The organism is Amycolatopsis sp. NPDC026612 (assembly GCF_040638285.1).
In the GTDB taxonomy this organism is placed as follows: domain Bacteria; phylum Actinomycetota; class Actinomycetes; order Mycobacteriales; family Pseudonocardiaceae; genus Amycolatopsis.
Genome location: NZ_JBEZYB010000071.1, coordinates 23,686 through 40,038 on the forward strand (window position 1 = coordinate 23,686; position 16,353 = coordinate 40,038).

Sequence of the window (16,353 nt, forward strand, 5' to 3'; positions counted from 1 at the left end):
CGAGGCGGCCGGCGGGCGATCGCTACTTCGGCGGGACTTCGCCGAGCCGATCGGCGACCGCGGTGGTGATCGCGCTCGCGCCGATCTCCGTGCCCGGCTTGATCCACGGTTCGTCGGGCTCCGCCCCGGCGACCGTGCGCTCGCCGATGAACGCGCCCGTCACCGGGTCGATGATCAGCTGGCGGATCTCGTGCCGGTCGTCGAGCCCGAGGGCGACGCCGGTGCGGCCGTCGAGGTTGGCCTCCGCGGCCAGGACCGTGATGCCCGGGATCTTCGCCAGCGCCCGGTACCACTGCGCCCGCAGCGGCGCCGGCATCTGGCCGGCGCGGAGGATCTCGATCCCGAAGTGGAACATCACCGACGGCGTCGAGCCACGGTGCTTCGTCAGCTGCTGCAGCTTCGCGTACAGCGCGGCCGGGTCGTGCGGCAGCGCCGCGTAGAACGCCGGGCTGTCCCAGTCGGTCGCGTCACCGCACTTCTTCGGCGGCTTCGACTTCGGGAAGAAGTCGCCGCACCGGCCCTGCCACTGTCCCTGGTCGGTGTCCGTGATCTCCGGCTCGGGGGCCTGCGCCTGCGGCACCGAGCCGCCGAGGAACTTCCCGGTGGTCAGGATCTTGCGCGTCTCCTGCCAGACGTCGTGCTCGTCGGCCGGGATCCAGCGGTCGACCTCCTGCTCCCACAGGTAGGTGTAGCCGGTGCGGTCGCCGGTCTGGACGCCGCGCCCCACCCAGGTGTGCTCGGCGACGTACCGGAACTGCCCTGGTCCGACCGGCGCATCGGCCGCGCCGACGGTGAGATCGGCGGCCCGGGTCAGCACCTGGACCGCCGACATCAGCCGGACGTCCGGGGCCGCCGGGGTCGGGACCGGCGCGGTCGGGACCGGGACCGGCGCGGTCGGCACCGGCGGCGCCGCGACCGGCCTGGCCGGGCGTTGCTGGGAGACGACGACGGTCACCGCGACCACACCGGCCACCGCGGCGGCGACCGGCAGCGCGAACCGGCGCAGGCGTTTCGGGTGCCGGCGTTCCGGGTGCAGCAGGACGACCGGGGCCGCCGGTCCGGCGTCGAGCTCGGCCTGCAGCCGGGCGCGGGCCGCGGACAGGTCGGCCGGGGCGGTGCGGGCTTCCCGGTGGAGCAGCTCGAGGGTTTCGTCGAGTTCGTTCACGAGTGGTTCTCCTCGGTGGGGACGAGCAGGGCCTGGAGCCGGTGGCGCACGCGGTGCAGGCGCGAGCGGACCGTGCTCGCGGGCACGCCGAGCGCCTCGGCGACTTCGGCCGGTTCGAGACCGGCCCAGGACGTGAGCAGCAGGACGTCGCGGTCCTGTTCGGACAGTGCGGCGAGCCCGGCCGCCAGCACGCGCAGGCGGGCCGCCGCGTCGACCCGGCCGGCGACCGCGGCGTCGTGGTTTTCGGCCGGGCGGTCTTCGACGCCGGCCTTCGCGGTCAGCTGGAACCCGCGGACCTCCTGGCGCACGTGGTTGCGCAGCAGGTTGGTGGCGATCCCGTAGAGCCAGCCGCGGACGGGCGCCTGCTGCGGGTCGTAGCTCGCCCGTCTTCGCAGGGCGACGACGAACGTCTCCGCCACGAGGTCGTCGGCGGCGTGCACGCCCACCCGGCCCGCGAGGTAGCCGCGCAGGGGAGGGGCGTACTCGTCGAAGAGCCGCGCGAAGATCTGCTGCGGATCCCGCGCGGCGAGGTCGGGCCGGTCCAGCCGTGGGACGATTCTGGTCACGCTACTGGTTGTCGCGGCCCGCTGCCCGCGTCCCCGTCCACTCGTCCGGATGAGACGCACGCCACATCGACGAGAACGCCGCGGCGGTCTCCGGACAACAACAGGGTATGCACAGACGAACCGCGATGCTGCTCGCCGCGACGTGCGCCGGTGCGGTGGCGGCGACGCTGGGCGTGGCCGCGGCGGTGCGGCCGCCGGGGCCCGCGGCGGTGGAGCCGCCACCCGCGACCCCGCCGGCCCTGACGACGAGTGTGGCGACGACGGCGACCGCGGCGCCGCCGGAGACGTCGGCGAAAAAGACGCCGGCGCCTCTGCCTGCTGGTCGCGGGCGTGCGCACCCCGCCCCCGGGAAGCCCGGTGCGCTCATCCCCGGCCGTGCGGCCTCCTCGACGACACTGTCGCCGGGACCCGGCCGATCGTCCGGCGGCCCGGCGTCCGGCCGGTGAAGCCGGCGACCCGGGCCGCACCCGGCGAGCGGGCGAGGCGGTCGCCGGTACGGCGTCGTCCTCATCGGCCGGCCGGCCGCCTCGAGCCGGGCGACGGCCACCCGGCGCGGGGGACCGTCCTGAAAGCGCTTTCTGTTCCGCTCGGCGGGTTCCGAAGCGGCGCGGGACGTCCGGAAGGCCCCGATTCGGCGGTACCGTCTCGGGGGTGGTGGCACGGCACGACGTGGAGGGGGCCAGGGTGGTGGACCGGGCGAAGCCGGGAGAGCAGACGAGGACCGCTCCGCCGGGGCCGCGGCAGCCGAGCCTGGCCGACGTCGCCGGCATGGCCGGCGTCTCGCACATGACCGTCTCGCGCGTGGTCAACGAGAGCGGGCCGGTGCGTCCGGAAACCCGCGAACGGGTCCTGGTCGCCGTGCAGAAGCTCGGCTACCGGCCCAACACCGCGGCGCGGGCGCTGGTCACCGGCCGGTCCGGCACCCTCGGCGTGGTCGCGCTCGAGTCCAACCTGTACGGCCCGGCGAGCACGCTGTACGGCATCGAGAACGCGGCCCGAGAGGCCGGGTACGGCGTCGCGATCTGCAGCGTGACCCGGCCCGGCCGGACGTCGATCGGTGACGCGGTGGAGAGCCTGCGGCGCCAGGCGGTCGAGGGGATCGTCGTGATCGCCCCGCACATCACGGCCGGGCGCGCGCTGGCGGCGGCGCCGTCGGACATCCCGCTGGTCGCCGTCGGCGGCGGGGAGTCGGCGCCGGTGCCGGTGATCTCGGTCGACCAGTACGACGGGGCCCGCCGGGTCACCGAGCACCTGCTGGCACTGGGGCACCGGACCGTCTGGCACGTCGCCGGGCCGGAGGACTGGCTGGAGGCCCGCGATCGCGAACGCGGCTGGCGGGAGACCCTGGAGGAGCGCGGCCTGCGGGTGCCGGCGGTGGTGCGCGGCGACTGGAGCCCGCGTTCGGGCTACGAGGCGGGCCGGGCGCTGGTCGGCAAGCGCGGCCTCAAGGCGGTCTTCTCGGCCAACGACCAGATGGCGCTCGGCGTGCTGCGGGCGTTCACCGAGGCCGGCATCCGGGTGCCGGAGGACGTCCACGTCGCCGGGTTCGACGACGTGCCCGAGGCCGAGTACTTCACCCCGCCGCTGACGACCGTCCGGCAGGACTTCATCGAGGTCGGCCGCCGCACCTTCGGGCTCCTCGAAGACCGGATGGCGGGCGGCGACGCGGGAGCCCGGCGCCTGGTGGCCGCCGAACTCGTCGTGCGGGAGAGCACCGCTTCCCGCTGACCGGGCTCAGTGGCAGTGGCGGCGGCCGGGTGGGTTCCTGGCGCTGGATCCCTTTCGCCGGAGTGATGTTAGCGCTAACAATACGTCCGCACTGATCCATCCTGGTGTTGTATCTTGACCACTTCTGTGCGATCGGCAAAGGTTCATGTTCGATTGTGGTCCCCGCCGCTCCAGGAGGCCCCCGCATGCGCTCCGCCCGCCGCCGTCGCCGGACGTTGTTCACCGTTCTGCTGTCCGTCCTGTTCGCCCTCGCCGGGATCGCCGTCCCGCAGTCCGCGACCGCCGCGGCCGCGCCCGCGGCCCGGCCGACGCACAGCGTCACCTACGACGGCTATTCGTTCCTGGTCGACGGCACCCGGACCTACCTGTGGTCGGGGGAGTTCCACTCCTACCGGCTGCCCAGCCCCGACCTGTGGCTCGACATCTTCCAGAAGATGAAGGCGGCCGGCTTCAACTCGACGTCGCTCTACTTCGACTGGGGCTACCACTCGCCGCGCCAGGGCGTCTACGACTTCACCGGCATCCGGGACCTCGACAAGCTCCTCGACATGGCGCAGCAGGCCGGGCTCTACGTGATCGCGCGGCCCGGGCCGTACATCAACGCCGAGGTCGACGGCGGTGGGTTCCCCACCTGGCTGTCCACCACGCCCGGCCACACCCGCAGCGCCGACCCGGTGTACCTGAAGTACTCCGACGAGTGGCAGACGCAGATCGACCGCATCATCGCCCGCCACCAGCTGACGAACGGCACCGGCAGCGTGCTGGCCTACCAGGTCGAGAACGAGTACTACAACGGCAACGCCGACGGCCGCGTCTACATGCAGCACCTGGAGGACAAAGCGCGCGCCGACGGCATCACCGTCCCGCTGGTCGGCAACAACAACGGCACCTTCAACGCCGGGGACGCCGCGCTCGACGTCGACGCCGCCGACTCCTACCCGCAGGGCTTCGACTGCTCGAACCCGGCGAAGTGGAACGGCGTGCCGGACATCAGTTACGACCACGTCCCCGGGAAGCCGCTGATCACGGCCGAGTTCCAGGGTGGCGCCTTCGACCCGTGGGGCGGCCCCGGCTACGAGAAGTGCGCCCAGCTCATCAACGACCAGTTCGCGAACGTCTTCTACAAGCAGAACATCGCCGTCGGCGCGACCGGCCAGAGCTTCTACATGCTGCACGGCGGGACGTCGTGGGGCTGGAGCGCCATCCCGCAGAACTACACCTCCTACGACTACGGCGCGGCGATCACCGAGGCGCGGCAGTTCGACCCGAAGTACGCCGAAGACAAGCTGATCGGCTACTTCACCCAGTCCGTCGCCCCGCTGACCAAGACCGACGGGCTGGCCGGCGCGCCGCTGACCGATCCGGCGCTCACCGACACCGCCCGGATCAACCCGGACACCCGCACGCAGTTCCACACCCTGCGGCACAGCGACTCGACGTCGACGGCCACGAACACCACGACCGTCGCGCTCGACCTGGCCGCCCACGCCGGTTACACCTACGACGACCGCGCGGCCGAAGCCGGCTACACCGGCACCTGGAGCCACGTCGGGCCCGAGGTCAACTACACCGGCGGCGACTACCAGCACACCGAGTCGTTCTCGAACGTCGCCGGGGACGGCGTGAGCGTCCCGTTCACCGGCACCGGGATCCGGTGGGTGACGTCGAAGGACCCGAGCCACGGCATCGCCGACGTCTACCTCGACGGCACGAAGGTCTCCTCGGTCGACCTCTACGCGGCCGGCAAGCAGAACCAGATCACCGGCTACGAGGTGCGTGACCTGCCCGCCGGGCCGCACACGCTGAAGATCGTCGTCACCGGGCAGAAGAACGCGAAGGCGAACGGCGCGTTCGTCGTGGTGGACGCCGTCGACCTGCTGTCCGGCAGCACCGACTACTACCCGGTCGTGCCCCAGCAGCCCGGCACCGGCATCACGCTGAACGGGCGCCAGTCGAAGATCCTCGTCGCCGGCTACGACCTCGGCGCCACGCGGATGCAGTACTCGACGTCGGAGGTCATGACGACCGCCGCGATCGGGAACCGTGACGTCGCCGTGCTCTACGGCGACAAGGGCGGGCCGGGGGAGACCGTCCTGCGGTTCGCGAAGCAGCCCACCGTCCAGGTTCTCGACGGCGCGGCGACGAGCACGTGGGACGCCGCCCGCGGCGACCTGCGGCTGAACTACACCCACGACGGCCTGACCCGGGTGCTCGTCACCGCCCCCGGCGCTCGCCCGCTGCTCCTGCTGCTCGCGGACAAGGCGACGGCGGCGACGTTCTGGCGCCAGGACACCGCGACCGGCCCGGTGCTGGTCCGCGGCACCCACCTGGTCCGGACCGCGACCGACCAGTACGGCATCCTGTCGCTGACCGGCGACACCGGCACCGACGGTGCGCTCGAGGTCTTCAGCGCGGCGAAGCTGGTGCTGTGGAACGGCTCCTGGGTGCCGGCGAAGCCGACCTCGAGCGGCAGCCTCACCGGCGTCGCCCCCACCGCGAAACCCGTGACGCTGCCCGACCTGACCGGCTGGAAACACCAGCAGGAGTCGCCCGAGAGCCAGCCGGGCTTCGACGACTCGGCCTGGCCGGTGGCGGACAAGGAGACCAGCAACAGCTCGACGGCGCTCGGCACCAAACCGGTGCTCTTCGCCGACGACTACGGCTTCCACACCGGCAACACCTGGTACCGCGGCCACTTCACCGGTGACGGGAAGCAGACCGGGATCACCCTGTCCGGCCAGAGCGGCGGCCCGGCGGGCGCGTTCTCGGCGTGGCTCAACGGCGTCTTCCTCGGCAGCTCGACCACCCCGCAGCACACCTTCGGCTTCCCGGCCGGCGCGCTGAAGCCGGGGGACAACGAGATCTCCGTGCTGACGGTGAACATGGGCCACGAGGAGGACTACGGCGCCGCCAACGGCAACAAGGCCGCACGGGGACTCACCGCCGCGCGGCTCACCGGGACCCCGCTGACCTCGGTGACGTGGCGGCTGCAGGGCGTCCGCGGCGGCGAGACCGGGCTCGACCCGGTCCGCGGCCCGCTCAACACCGGCGGCCTGTACGGCGAGCGCGCAGGCTGGTCGCTGCCCGGCTTCCCGGACCGCGGCTGGGCGCCGGCGTCCCTGCCGGCGAAGGACGCCACTCCCGGCGTCTCGTGGTACCGGACGACGGCGGAGCTGGATCTGCCGCGCGGCCAGGACACCTCGCTCGGCCTGACGATCACCGACGACCCGGCGCGGCAGTACCGCGCGCTGATCTTCGTCAACGGCTGGCAGCTCGGCCAGTACGTGAACTACCTCGGGCCGCAGCACAGCTTCCCGATCCCGAACGGCATCCTGAACCCCAACGGCCGCAACACGATCGCCGTCGCCGTGTGGAACCTCGACGGCAGCACCGGCGGCCTCGGCAAGATCGCCTGGACGAACTACGGCAGCTACCGCTCGCCGCTGACCGTCCGGCAGAACGCGTCGCCCGGCTACGACCCCTCGCGGTACGCGATGCCGCCGGCACCGGCAGCGGCGGTGTCGCTGACCGCACCGGACACCGCGTCGGGCGGGCAGCAGTTCACCGCGTCGGCGACGGTGCGCGTGCCGGGCGGGGCGCCGCCCGCGTTCGACGTGAAGCCGGTGCTCACCGCTCCGGCGGGGTGGACGGTCGGGGCGGCGGCACCGCCGTCGGTCCCGCGGATCGACGGCGGGAAGTCGGCGACGTTCACGTGGACCGTGACCCCTCCCTCCACTGTGGACACCGCCGCGCTGAAGGTTGCGGTGGCCTACCGGCAGGCGGGCCGCCCGGGTTCGGTGACCGGGGAACGGATCGTGGGCGCGGTGCCCGCGGCGCCGCCCGCGGGGCAGGTCGCGGTGAGCTCACTGCCGTTCCTCACCGCGACGAACGGGTGGGGCCCGGTCGAACGCGACACGAGCAACGGCGAGGCGAGCGCGGGCGACGGCAAGCCGATGACCGTCGGCGGCACGGCCTACGCCAAGGGCCTCGGCGTCCACGCGGCGAGCGACGTCCAGCTCTACCTGGCGGGCACCTGCACCCGGCTGACGGCTTCGGCGGGCGTCGACGGGGAAACCGGCACCGGCGGCAGCGTCGCCTTCAGCGTCTCGGTCGACGGCGTCACCCGCGTCACGACGCCGGTGGTCCGGGGCGGCCAGGCGGCGGTGCCGATCGACGTCGACGTCACCGGCGCCCAGGTCCTCGACCTGGTGGTGACCGACGGCGGCGACGGCAACGGGCAGGACCACGCCGACTGGGCGGTGCCGACGCTCACCTGCGTCACGCCGCCCGCTCGGTGACCAGGTGCTCCAGCCCGTGCAGGCCCGGCATCCGGACGCCCGCCTTCGCCCAGCGCCGGGCGCGCGTCGTCAGCGCCCGGCGGGTGATGACCATGATGCCCGCCAGACCGGCCAGGAACAGGAAGTTGCCGGTCAGGTGCAGCAGCTCCATCCCGAACGTGGGCCGGTCCGGCAGCACCCGCTCGAGGCCGTCGGCCGGCGGTTCGCGTACGCCAGGACGCCGACCGCCGCCCCATGGCCAGTGCCCAGAGCACCCGCAGCACCGCGCCCGCGGTGCGTCGGGAGCCGGACAAACCGTTACAGAGTAAGGGTTTCTGCCTCAGGAGAGGACAAGCCGGACGGCGAGTGCGGTGATCACGGCGCTCGACACGAGCGCCGTCACCAGCCGCCCCCGCGACCCGGTGAGCACCCGTCCGAGCAGGGCCCCGCCCCCGGCGAGGGCGGTTTGCCAGCTCGCCGAGGCGGCGAACGCGGCGAGCACGAACACCGCCTGGCCGGGCACCGGGGCGGCGGTGCCCGCGCGGTCACCGACCACCAGTGCGGTGAAGTAGACGACCGTGGCCGGGTTGACGAGCGTGATGGCCAGCAGGCTGACGTAGGCGCGCCCGGGCGCGAGCGGCGTCACCGGGCGGGTGGCCGGCGCGCGGTGCGAGCGCACCGCGCGGACAGCGCCATGGGCCGCGAGCACGATCAGGACCGCCGCCGAAAGGAGCCGCAGCGGCCCGGCGAACGGGGCGACGAACCCGGCGATCGCGGCGCCGCCGAGCACGGCGACCAGCGCGTACACCCCGTCCGCGGTCGCGACGCCCAACGCCGCGGCGAGGCCGGTCCGAAGGGTCGTGCGGGCGGTGAGCGCCACCAGGTACGTGCCCACGGCGCCGACCGGGATCGCGATGCCGTAGCCGGCGAGCAGGCCGGCGAGCAGCGCGCCGGTCACGGCGCGGGGAGGATCGACCTCCGCGGACGGCACGGCTGCTGCCGGACCGGCGCGGGAGTCGCGGCGGCGGTCGGCAGGAGCGGGGTGCGGTGCGTGGTCATGCGCCGATCGTGGGCCGGCGGCCGGGGGAGGGCAACCGGATTTTCCGGCCGGATCGTCCAGCGGGTGGACGTGCGCGAGCTGTGCTTCAATCGGCCGGGGGAGCACTCGAGCGAGAGAGGGCTTTCACGATGCGGGTCGATCTGAGCGGCAAGACGGCACTGGTCACCGGATCCACCCAGGGCATCGGCGCGGCGATCGCGGCGGGCCTCGCGGCGGCGGGTGCGCGGGTCGCGATCAACGGCCGGAGCGAAACCGGCGTCCACAAGGCCATCGCGCGGCTGCGTGAGGACGTGCCGGACGCGGACTTCCTGCCGGCCCCCGGCGACGTGTCCGAGGAGGCCGGTGCGGCCCAGGTGGTCGAGGAGGTACCGGACGCCGACATCCTGGTCAACAACCTCGGCATCTTCGGCGCCCGGGAGCCGCTGGACATCACCGACGCCGAGTGGCGGCACTACTTCGAGGTCAACGTCCTGGCCGCGGTGCGCCTCACCCGCGCCTACCTGCCCGGGATGACCGACCGCAGCTGGGGCCGGATCCAGTACATCGCGAGCGATTCCGCGATCGTCATCCCGGCCGAGATGATCCACTATGGAGTGTCGAAGACGGCGCTGCTCGGTGTGTCCCGCGGTTTCGCCAAGCACGCGGCCGGCACCGGGGTCACGGTGAACGCGGTGATCGCCGGGCCGACGCACACCGGCGGCGTCGAGGACTTCGTCTACGAGCTCGTGGACAAGGACCTGCCCTGGGACGAGGCCCAGCGGGCGTTCATGAAGGAGCACCGCCCGCAGTCGTTGCTGCAGCGGCTGATCGAGCCCGAGGAGATCGCGCACCTGGTGGTGTACTTGAGTTCCCCGTTCGCTTCGGCGACCACGGGCGCGGCGGTGCGGGTGGACGGCGGGTACGTCGACGCGATCGTGCCGTGACCGTGGTCACGGCGTGACCGGGATGTTCGTCAACCCCGAGCGGGCGTTCGTGACCGTGTTCGACGCGTACACCACGTTCGGGTTCGCCGCGCACTTCGACACGGAACTGATCTTGATCGCGTAGTCGCCGGCCCCGCCGAGGTCGGATTTGTTGTTCCGCCACACGTTGCCGCAGCCGTTGTCGAACGACGGGCTCGTGCTCGTGTTGTGGTTTTCGTAGCCGTTGGCGAACGTGCCGGGCGGGGCGAACGTCCCGGTGTTGCCTTCGATCGTGTAGCCGATGCCCTTGACGTCGATCCAGGAGTCCGCCGAGTTCTGGCCGGTGATCCCGCGGCCGTCGAAGGTGTTGCCGCGGATGACACCGCTGAACGTGCCTTCCTTGACGTCGATCGGCTCGGCCGCGACGAACGGGCCGATGTGGTTGTCCAGCACCTGGATCCGGTCGCCGCGGTCGACGCCGCCGGAGTTGCCGTGGCAGCCCCAGTTCGAGTTCGCCGAGCCGAGGTAGACGCCTTCGCCGTAACCGGGCTGCACCAGACCGGTGTAGGTGATCGTGGAGTTCTTCAGCACGCTGTCGGCCGAGGAGCGGCGGAAGTGCACTGCCTCTTCGTCGACGTGGTGGACCGTGACGCCGTCGATCGTGGTGTGCGGCGAGTCGTCCACGACGATGCCCTTTTTGGACTCCTGCACGGTGAACCCCCGCAAGGTCCAGTACGGCGCACCGGAGAGCCACAGGCCGTAGCCGGAGTCCCAGCCCGCCGTCGGCACCGGGCAGTCGGGGGCGTCGCCCGACGGGCCGTCGTTGATCAGGACCGCGTTCGCCGGGCCGGCCAGCGTGATGGGCCTGGCCGCCGTGCCGGCCTTCGTCGTGACGAACGAGCCGCGGTAGGTACCGGCCGCGAGCCGGATCGCCTGTCCCGGCGCCGCGTTCGCCAGCGCGGCCTGCAGCTGGGCGGCCGTCGAGACGTCGAGGGTGCCGCCCGCGGGCGGGGGAGTGGTGGTGGTCGTGCCCGGGGGTGTCGTCGAGGTGGTCGGCGGCGGCGTCGTCCCCGGCCCGCCGCCGTCGCAGGGGACGCCGTTGACGGTGCACCCGGCGGGGAGGCCGCTGCCCGCGACGTTGAAGCCGAAGCCCGCGGTGCCGCCGGGCGGGACCGTGCCGTTGAAGCCCGCGTTGGTGAACCGGTAGTGCTGCCCGGTCTGCGTCCGCACGGAGCTCCACGAGCTGCTCACCGCCGAGCCGGCGGGCAGGTCGAACTCGACGGTCCAGCCGGTGGCGGCCGCGTCACCGCGGTTGGTGATCGTGTAGCCGCCGCCGTAGCCACTGGTCCAGACCGAGGTCTGCGCGAAGGCGGCGGAGAGGTTCACCCCGGCGGCCCGCGCCGGGCCACCGACCGCGGCCGTGAGCGCGACGACGGCGGAAATGCCGGCCGCACCGAGGAAAACGGCGCGGCGGGACGACTTTCGCAGGGACACCGATGACCTCCGTAAGGGAAGCGGCGGAGGTGTTGCGGCGGACACCCGGACTTCTCTTTATAGGGCACCACCCCGGGGCCGGTCAACAGCATGAACAACGATCATGAATGTGAACGCGCGGGCGGCGTGACACTTTCCGGTGACGCGGAGCTGAAGAGGCGTTCGACGGGGCACCCTCTCCGTGAACCCCTTGGCACACAGGGGATTGCGGAAGGAGAGCACGATGAAGACCCGAATCGCTTCCTGGGCGACGGCCGCTGCGCTCACGGTTTCCGCGGTGGTCGCCGCGGCGGCTCCGGCGTCGGCGGACATGGTCCCCGGCAGCTCCACCCAGTTCTACGCCTACTGCTCGGTCGACCTGCTCGGCGTGCCGGTCGCCTGCACGCAGACCGACGCGTCGCACGCGTCGCACATCTGCCAGTACCTCGTCTCGCCGCTCGACCTGAGCCTCGACTGCATCCAGCGCTCGGCGCCCTGACCCGTCGGAGCACCGGCGTGGGCCTGAAGGGGGCTGTCCTCGCCCGTGGCGAGCGAGAGCCCCCTTCGGCGCGCCGCTGTGACGGAATCGGGACATTTCTGGTTCAGACCTGTCGAACAACCCCGACGGACCGGCGATCTTCTCCGGACAAAGTGACCGGGGTGCGCTTCCCCGAGCGCACCCCGCACCCGGAGGAGACCGATGGCCCGTACCCGCATCCCGCCCGTCGTCGCGGGGGTCGCCGCCGCGGTGGCGGTGGCGCTCGCCGCCGCCTGCTGGGTCGTTTTCCCGCCCGAGATCGCCGGCCGGGCGCTCGCCGCCCGGCCGGTCGTCGACCTGCCGTTGCCGTGGCCCGCCGAGGGCCAGGCGAGTGCCGAGGTCCAGAACCTCGGCTCGCTCGGCGGCCACGGCGAGCAGCGGCCGGTGCCGATCGCCAGCGTGACGAAGGTGATGACCGCCTACGTGGTGCTGAAGGACCACCCGCTCGGCCCGGACGAGGCCGGCCCGGAGATCACCGTCGACGAGCAGGCCGAGGCCGAGTCGACGTCGGCGGAGGAATCGAGCGTGCCGGTCCGCGCCGGGCGCCGGCTCGGTGAACGGGACCTGCTGGCGCTGATGCTCGTCCCGTCCGGCAACAACGTCGCCCGCCTGCTCGCCCGCTGGGACGCGGGAAGCCAGGACGCCTTCGTCGCGAAGATGAACCGCGAGGCCGCCGCGCTCGGCATGGCCGGCACCACCTACACCGGCGCCAGCGGCGTCGAGGACTCGACCACGAGCACCGCCGCCGACCAGCTCCGGCTGGCCCGCGAAGCGATGAAGAACCCCGTGATCCGCGCGATCGCCGCCACCCCCGCCCTGCGGGTCGACGGCGTGCCGGGCGCGGTCGTCAACACGAACACCCTGCTCGGCCGCGACGGCGTGATCGGGCTGAAGACCGGCTCGTCGACCGCCGCCGGCGGCGCCCTGATGTGGGCGGCGCGGACCCGGGGCGGCGCCCTCATCCTCGGCGTGGTCCTCCACCAGAGCCCGGGCGGAACCCCGGCGGCCGGGCTGCGGGCCGCGCTGGAGAACAGCGAGAAGCTCATCGCCGCGATCCAGCGGGAACTGCCGGCGGCCGCCGGATGACCGCGACCATCGAGCCGGCGGCCCCGGACCGCCGCGCCGGGACGTGGCGACGCGGCCGCGTCACCGCAGCCTTCGCCGTGCTGACGGCCCTGGTGCTGCTCGCGCACCCGCTGGTGCCCAACTGGGCGGTCAACGCCGGCAGCCTGCTGGAGACGTTCCTGCCCTGGACCGGCCTGCTCGTCGTGCCGCTGCTCGTCGCGGCGCTGGTCCGGCGCTCGGCGCTCGCCCTCGTCGCCGTCCTGCTGCCGGCGCTCGTCTGGGGCGGGTTCTTCGGCGGCAGGCTCTTCGACAAGCGCGAGCGCGGCGGGGACCTCACGATCGTGTCGCACAACGTGAACGACGAAAACGCGGATCCGGCCGCCACCGCCCGCGCGCTGGCCGCCGCGGGCGCCCAGGTGATCGCGCTCGAAGAACTGAAGAAGTCCGAGGTGCCGAAGTACGAGAACGCCCTGGTCGCCGGCTACCCGTACCACGCCGTCCAGGGGACCGTCGGGGTTTGGAGCACCTTCCCGCTCCGCGACACCCAGCCGGTGGCGATCATGCCGTGGACCCGCGCGCTGCGGACCACGGTGGACACTCCGAAGGGGCCGGTGGCGGTCTTCGTGGCGCACCTGCCTTCGGTGCGGGTCCGCCTCGACGCCGGGTTCACCGCGGACGGCCGCGACGAGGCCGTTGGCCTGCTCGCCGACGCCCTGGCCGCGGAATCCGCGCCGCGGACCGTGCTGGTCGGCGACTTCAACGGCACCGCCGGCGACCGCGCGCTCGCGCCGATCACCGCGCGGCTGCGCGACGCGCAGGACGACGCCGGCGACGGTTTCGGCTTCAGCTGGCCCGCCGCGCTGCCCCTGGCCCGGATCGACCAGATCTTCGTCGCCGGGGTGCGTCCGCTGGCGGCCTGGACGCTGTCCGCGACCGGCAGCGATCACCTGCCGGTGGCCGCCACCGTGGCGTTCTGAACCGGCGGACTCGCCTACCCGGACGGACGCCCGCGGACCTGGCCGGACGACCCGGCGGCGGGGAGTGGGTGTCCGCCGTTTCGTCCCTCCGCGTACGCGTGCCGGCCGTCGTGGTAGGCCGCAGGGAAGGGGCGAACATGCGCTTGAACACCGGGCCGCGCTGACGGGCGGTGAATTTCAAACGACGCTCCGCGCAGGTCGCGCCGTCGAATTCGTCGTTAGGGGCATGTGAAGGGCACGTGATTAGACCGTTACGCGAGCCGGGGTTGACCCCGCGGGTGTTATCGCTAACACTAACTCCGCGTCGCCACCGGAAAGGTGACGCAGACCATGTCGGAGCGGACGGAAGGGGACGCCGATGGCCGAACGACCCCGCTCCGGCGGCCCCGTCAAGGTGACCGCGACCGGGACGCGCCAGCCGAGCCTGACCGACGTCGCGGGGGTGGCGGGCGTGTCCCACATGACCGTGTCCCGGGTGATCAACGGGACCGGTCCGGTGCGCCCCGAGACCCGGGCCCGGGTGCTCGCGGCGATCGAGGAGCTCGGTTACCGCCCCAACTCCGCGGCCCGCGCGCTGGTCACCGGGCGGACCGGCACACTCGGCGTCGTTGCGCTCGAGTCCAATCTGTACGGTCCGGCCAGCACGCTGTACGGCATCGAGAACGCCGCCCGGGAAGCCGGGTACGCAATCACGATCTCCAGCGTCAGCCGGCCGGGCCGGTCCTCGATCGCCGACGCGGTGGAGAACCTGCGCCGCCAGGCGGTCGAGGGCGTCATCGTCATCGCCCCGCACGTCAGCGCGGGACGGGCCCTGGAAGCCGCACCCGCGGACTTCCCGGTCGTCGCCGTCGGCGGCGGGGAGACGGCACCGGTGCCGGTCATCTCCGTCGACCAGCGCGACGGCGCCCGCCGGGCCACCGAACACCTCCTGGCGCTGGGCCACCGCACGGTGTGGCACATCGCCGGGCCGGAAGACTGGCTGGAGGCCCGCGATCGCGAGCTCGGCTGGCGGGAAACCCTGGAACGCCACGGCGTCGGGGTCCCGCAGGTGATCCGCGGCGACTGGAGCTCACGCTCCGGCTACGAGGCGGGGCGATCCCTCGCCAAGGAACGGGATCTGGACGCCGTCTTCGCCGGCAACGACCAGATGGCACTGGGTCTGCTGCGCGCGTTCGCCGAAGCGGGCATCTCGGTGCCGCGGGACGTGCGCGTGGCGGGCTTCGACGACGTCCCCGAGGCGGCGTACTTCACGCCGCCGCTGACGACGGTGCGCCAGGACTTCATCGAAGTCGGACGGCGTACGTTCGGCCTGCTGGCCGGACGGATGGACGGAGGCGACCGGCACGCGCGCGCCCTGGTCGTCCCCGAGTTGATCGTGCGCGACAGCACCGGACCGCGGTAGCGCGGCGGGCGGGTGCGGGCCGGGTGGCCCGACGGATTGTCAGCGTTAACAAGCAATAGCCTTTTTGATCAGACACAGCTCACCCGATGTTCCCCACAAAGGTTTTCCCACAGATCATCGTCGATCGAGGAGTGAACGTGCTGAAGAAGCGATGGGCCGCCGCGGCGGCCGCGGCGGCCGGACTCGTGCTGCTCACCGCCTGCGGAAGTAGTGGTTCGTCCGGCTCGTCCGGCGGGGCGCTCACGCTCGGCTTCGCCCAGGTGGGCGCCGAGAGCGGCTGGCGGACGGCGAACACCAAGTCGATCCAGGATTCGGCGAAGACCGCCGGGATCGAGCTGAAGTTCTCCGACGCGCAGCAGAAGCAGGAGAACCAGATCTCCGCGATCCGGTCGTACATCCAGCAGAAGGTCAAGGTCATCGCGTTCTCGCCGGTGGTCGAGTCCGGCTGGGACACCGTGCTCAAGGAGGCCAAGACGGCCAACATCCCGGTCATCCTCACCGACCGGGCGATCGACTCGCCGGACAAGTCGCTCTACAAGACCTTCCTCGGCTCGGACTTCGTCGCCGAGGGCAAGAAGGCCGGCGAGTGGCTGACCAAGGAGTACGGCAGCGCCACCGGCCAGGTGAACATCGTCGAGCTGCAGGGCACCACGGGCTCGGCGCCGGCCAACGACCGCAAGAAGGGCTTCGCGGACGTCATCGCGGCGGACCCGAAGTACAAGATCGTGGCTTCGCAGACCGGTGAGTTCACCCGCGCCAAGGGCAAGGAGGTCATGGAGGCCTTCCTGAAGTCCCAGCCCAAGATCGACGTGCTCTACGCCCACAACGACGACATGGCCCTCGGCGCCATCGAGGCCATCGAAGCCGCGGGCAAGGTCCCGGGCAAGGACATCAAGATCGTCTCGGTGGACGGCGTGAAGGACGCGCTGACCGCACTGGCCGACGGCAAGATCAACCACGTCGTCGAATGCAACCCGCTGCTCGGCCCGCAGCTGATGGACCTGGTGAAGAAGGTTTCCGCCGGTGAGTCGGTGCCCGCGCGCATCGAGACCCAGGAGACCGAGTTCGACCAGGCGTCGGCGAAGGCCGCGCTGCCGCAGCGTCAGTACTGACAACCGCTTGCGGGTCGTGAGTGGTAATGCGGGTGCCGACGTGCTCGGCCGTGATCGTCACCGGCGCGGACGCCGTGCCGGACCGCTT

14 protein-coding genes are annotated in these 16,353 nt (G+C 72.5%); 9 read left to right on the plus strand and 5 right to left on the minus strand.

The genetic code is table 11. From position 1 onward, the window contains the following. Positions 1-22: 22 nt before the first annotated feature. Complete coding sequence (locus AB0F15_RS36745) at positions 23-1,165, minus strand: CU044_5270 family protein (protein WP_360280950.1); 1,143 nt, start codon at positions 1,163-1,165, stop codon at positions 23-25. After that, positions 1,162-1,731 carry an RNA polymerase sigma factor gene (locus AB0F15_RS36750; protein ID WP_360280952.1) on the minus strand — a complete coding sequence of 190 codons (570 nt, stop codon included), beginning with the start codon at positions 1,729-1,731 and terminating at the stop codon, positions 1,162-1,164. Before AB0F15_RS36750 ends, AB0F15_RS36745 begins: the two co-directional genes overlap by 4 nt. A gap of 107 nt (positions 1,732-1,838) precedes the next feature. Here AB0F15_RS36750 and AB0F15_RS36755 point away from each other — a divergent pair, with 107 nt between their 5' ends. The 3 genes from AB0F15_RS36755 to AB0F15_RS36765 all read left to right on the plus strand — a co-directional run bounded on the left by AB0F15_RS36755 (position 1,839) and on the right by AB0F15_RS36765 (position 7,757). Beyond that, positions 1,839-2,177, plus strand: a complete 339-nt coding sequence (locus AB0F15_RS36755; protein ID WP_360280954.1) for a hypothetical protein — start codon at positions 1,839-1,841, stop codon at positions 2,175-2,177. A gap of 238 nt (positions 2,178-2,415) precedes the next feature. Beyond that, positions 2,416-3,459: a LacI family DNA-binding transcriptional regulator gene (locus tag AB0F15_RS36760; RefSeq protein ID WP_360280978.1), complete on the plus strand. Its 1,044-nt coding sequence runs from the start codon at positions 2,416-2,418 to the stop codon at positions 3,457-3,459. Positions 3,460-3,644: 185 nt separating this feature from the next. Then, positions 3,645-7,757, plus strand: a complete 4,113-nt coding sequence (locus AB0F15_RS36765; protein ID WP_360280956.1) for a beta-galactosidase — start codon at positions 3,645-3,647, stop codon at positions 7,755-7,757. Here AB0F15_RS36765 and AB0F15_RS36770 read toward each other — a convergent pair. Continuing rightward, the gene (locus AB0F15_RS36770) at positions 7,738-7,935 is read right to left on the minus strand and encodes a DUF6008 family protein (protein WP_360280958.1); all 198 of its coding nucleotides are present in this window, start codon (positions 7,933-7,935) and stop codon (positions 7,738-7,740) included. The two genes, AB0F15_RS36765 and AB0F15_RS36770, sit on opposite strands and share 20 nt — an antisense overlap. A 141-nt stretch (positions 7,936-8,076) precedes the next feature. Beyond that, on the minus strand, positions 8,077-8,694 hold the full coding sequence (locus tag AB0F15_RS36775) for a LysE family transporter (RefSeq protein ID WP_360280960.1): 618 nt from the start codon (positions 8,692-8,694) through the stop codon (positions 8,077-8,079). A 230-nt stretch (positions 8,695-8,924) separates the two neighbouring features. Between AB0F15_RS36775 and AB0F15_RS36780 the strand changes: the two genes are divergently transcribed. Beyond that, a complete protein-coding gene (locus AB0F15_RS36780) occupies positions 8,925-9,719 on the plus strand; it encodes an SDR family oxidoreductase (protein ID WP_360280962.1) in 795 nt (264 codons plus the stop codon). Positions 9,720-9,725: 6 nt separating this feature from the next. Here AB0F15_RS36780 and AB0F15_RS36785 read toward each other — a convergent pair whose 3' ends face one another. Next, positions 9,726-11,192, minus strand: a complete 1,467-nt coding sequence (locus tag AB0F15_RS36785; RefSeq protein ID WP_360280964.1) for a cellulose binding domain-containing protein — start codon at positions 11,190-11,192, stop codon at positions 9,726-9,728. Between the two features lie 223 nt (positions 11,193-11,415). Between AB0F15_RS36785 and AB0F15_RS36790 the strand changes: the two genes are divergently transcribed. The 5 genes from AB0F15_RS36790 (at position 11,416) to AB0F15_RS36810 (ending at position 16,265) form a co-directional block, all read left to right on the plus strand. Then, on the plus strand, positions 11,416-11,670 hold the full coding sequence (locus AB0F15_RS36790) for a hypothetical protein (RefSeq protein ID WP_360280966.1): 255 nt from the start codon (positions 11,416-11,418) through the stop codon (positions 11,668-11,670). A 201-nt stretch (positions 11,671-11,871) separates the two neighbouring features. Continuing rightward, on the plus strand, positions 11,872-12,795 hold the full coding sequence (locus tag AB0F15_RS36795; protein WP_360280968.1) for a serine hydrolase: 924 nt from the start codon (positions 11,872-11,874) through the stop codon (positions 12,793-12,795). Continuing rightward, on the plus strand, positions 12,792-13,751 hold the full coding sequence (locus AB0F15_RS36800) for an endonuclease/exonuclease/phosphatase family protein (RefSeq protein ID WP_360280970.1): 960 nt from the start codon (positions 12,792-12,794) through the stop codon (positions 13,749-13,751). The genes AB0F15_RS36795 and AB0F15_RS36800 overlap by 4 nt, the downstream gene beginning before the upstream one ends. A 358-nt stretch (positions 13,752-14,109) precedes the next feature. After that, on the plus strand, positions 14,110-15,153 hold the full coding sequence (locus AB0F15_RS36805) for a LacI family DNA-binding transcriptional regulator (RefSeq protein WP_360280972.1): 1,044 nt from the start codon (positions 14,110-14,112) through the stop codon (positions 15,151-15,153). A 131-nt stretch (positions 15,154-15,284) separates the two neighbouring features. Further along, positions 15,285-16,265, plus strand: a complete 981-nt coding sequence (locus AB0F15_RS36810) for an ABC transporter substrate-binding protein (protein ID WP_360280974.1) — start codon at positions 15,285-15,287, stop codon at positions 16,263-16,265. Positions 16,266-16,353 lie beyond the last annotated feature (88 nt).

Coding starts and splice junctions, on each gene's coding strand:
- AB0F15_RS36805 (WP_360280972.1), top strand. CDS start 14,110: ATGGCCGAACGACCCCGCTCCGGCGGCCCCGTCAAGGTGACCGCGACC.
- AB0F15_RS36790 (WP_360280966.1), top strand. CDS start 11,416: ATGAAGACCCGAATCGCTTCCTGGGCGACGGCCGCTGCGCTCACGGTT.
- AB0F15_RS36755 (WP_360280954.1), top strand. CDS start 1,839: ATGCACAGACGAACCGCGATGCTGCTCGCCGCGACGTGCGCCGGTGCG.
- AB0F15_RS36765 (WP_360280956.1), top strand. CDS start 3,645: ATGCGCTCCGCCCGCCGCCGTCGCCGGACGTTGTTCACCGTTCTGCTG.
- AB0F15_RS36780 (WP_360280962.1), top strand. CDS start 8,925: ATGCGGGTCGATCTGAGCGGCAAGACGGCACTGGTCACCGGATCCACC.
- AB0F15_RS36795 (WP_360280968.1), top strand. CDS start 11,872: ATGGCCCGTACCCGCATCCCGCCCGTCGTCGCGGGGGTCGCCGCCGCG.
- AB0F15_RS36800 (WP_360280970.1), top strand. CDS start 12,792: ATGACCGCGACCATCGAGCCGGCGGCCCCGGACCGCCGCGCCGGGACG.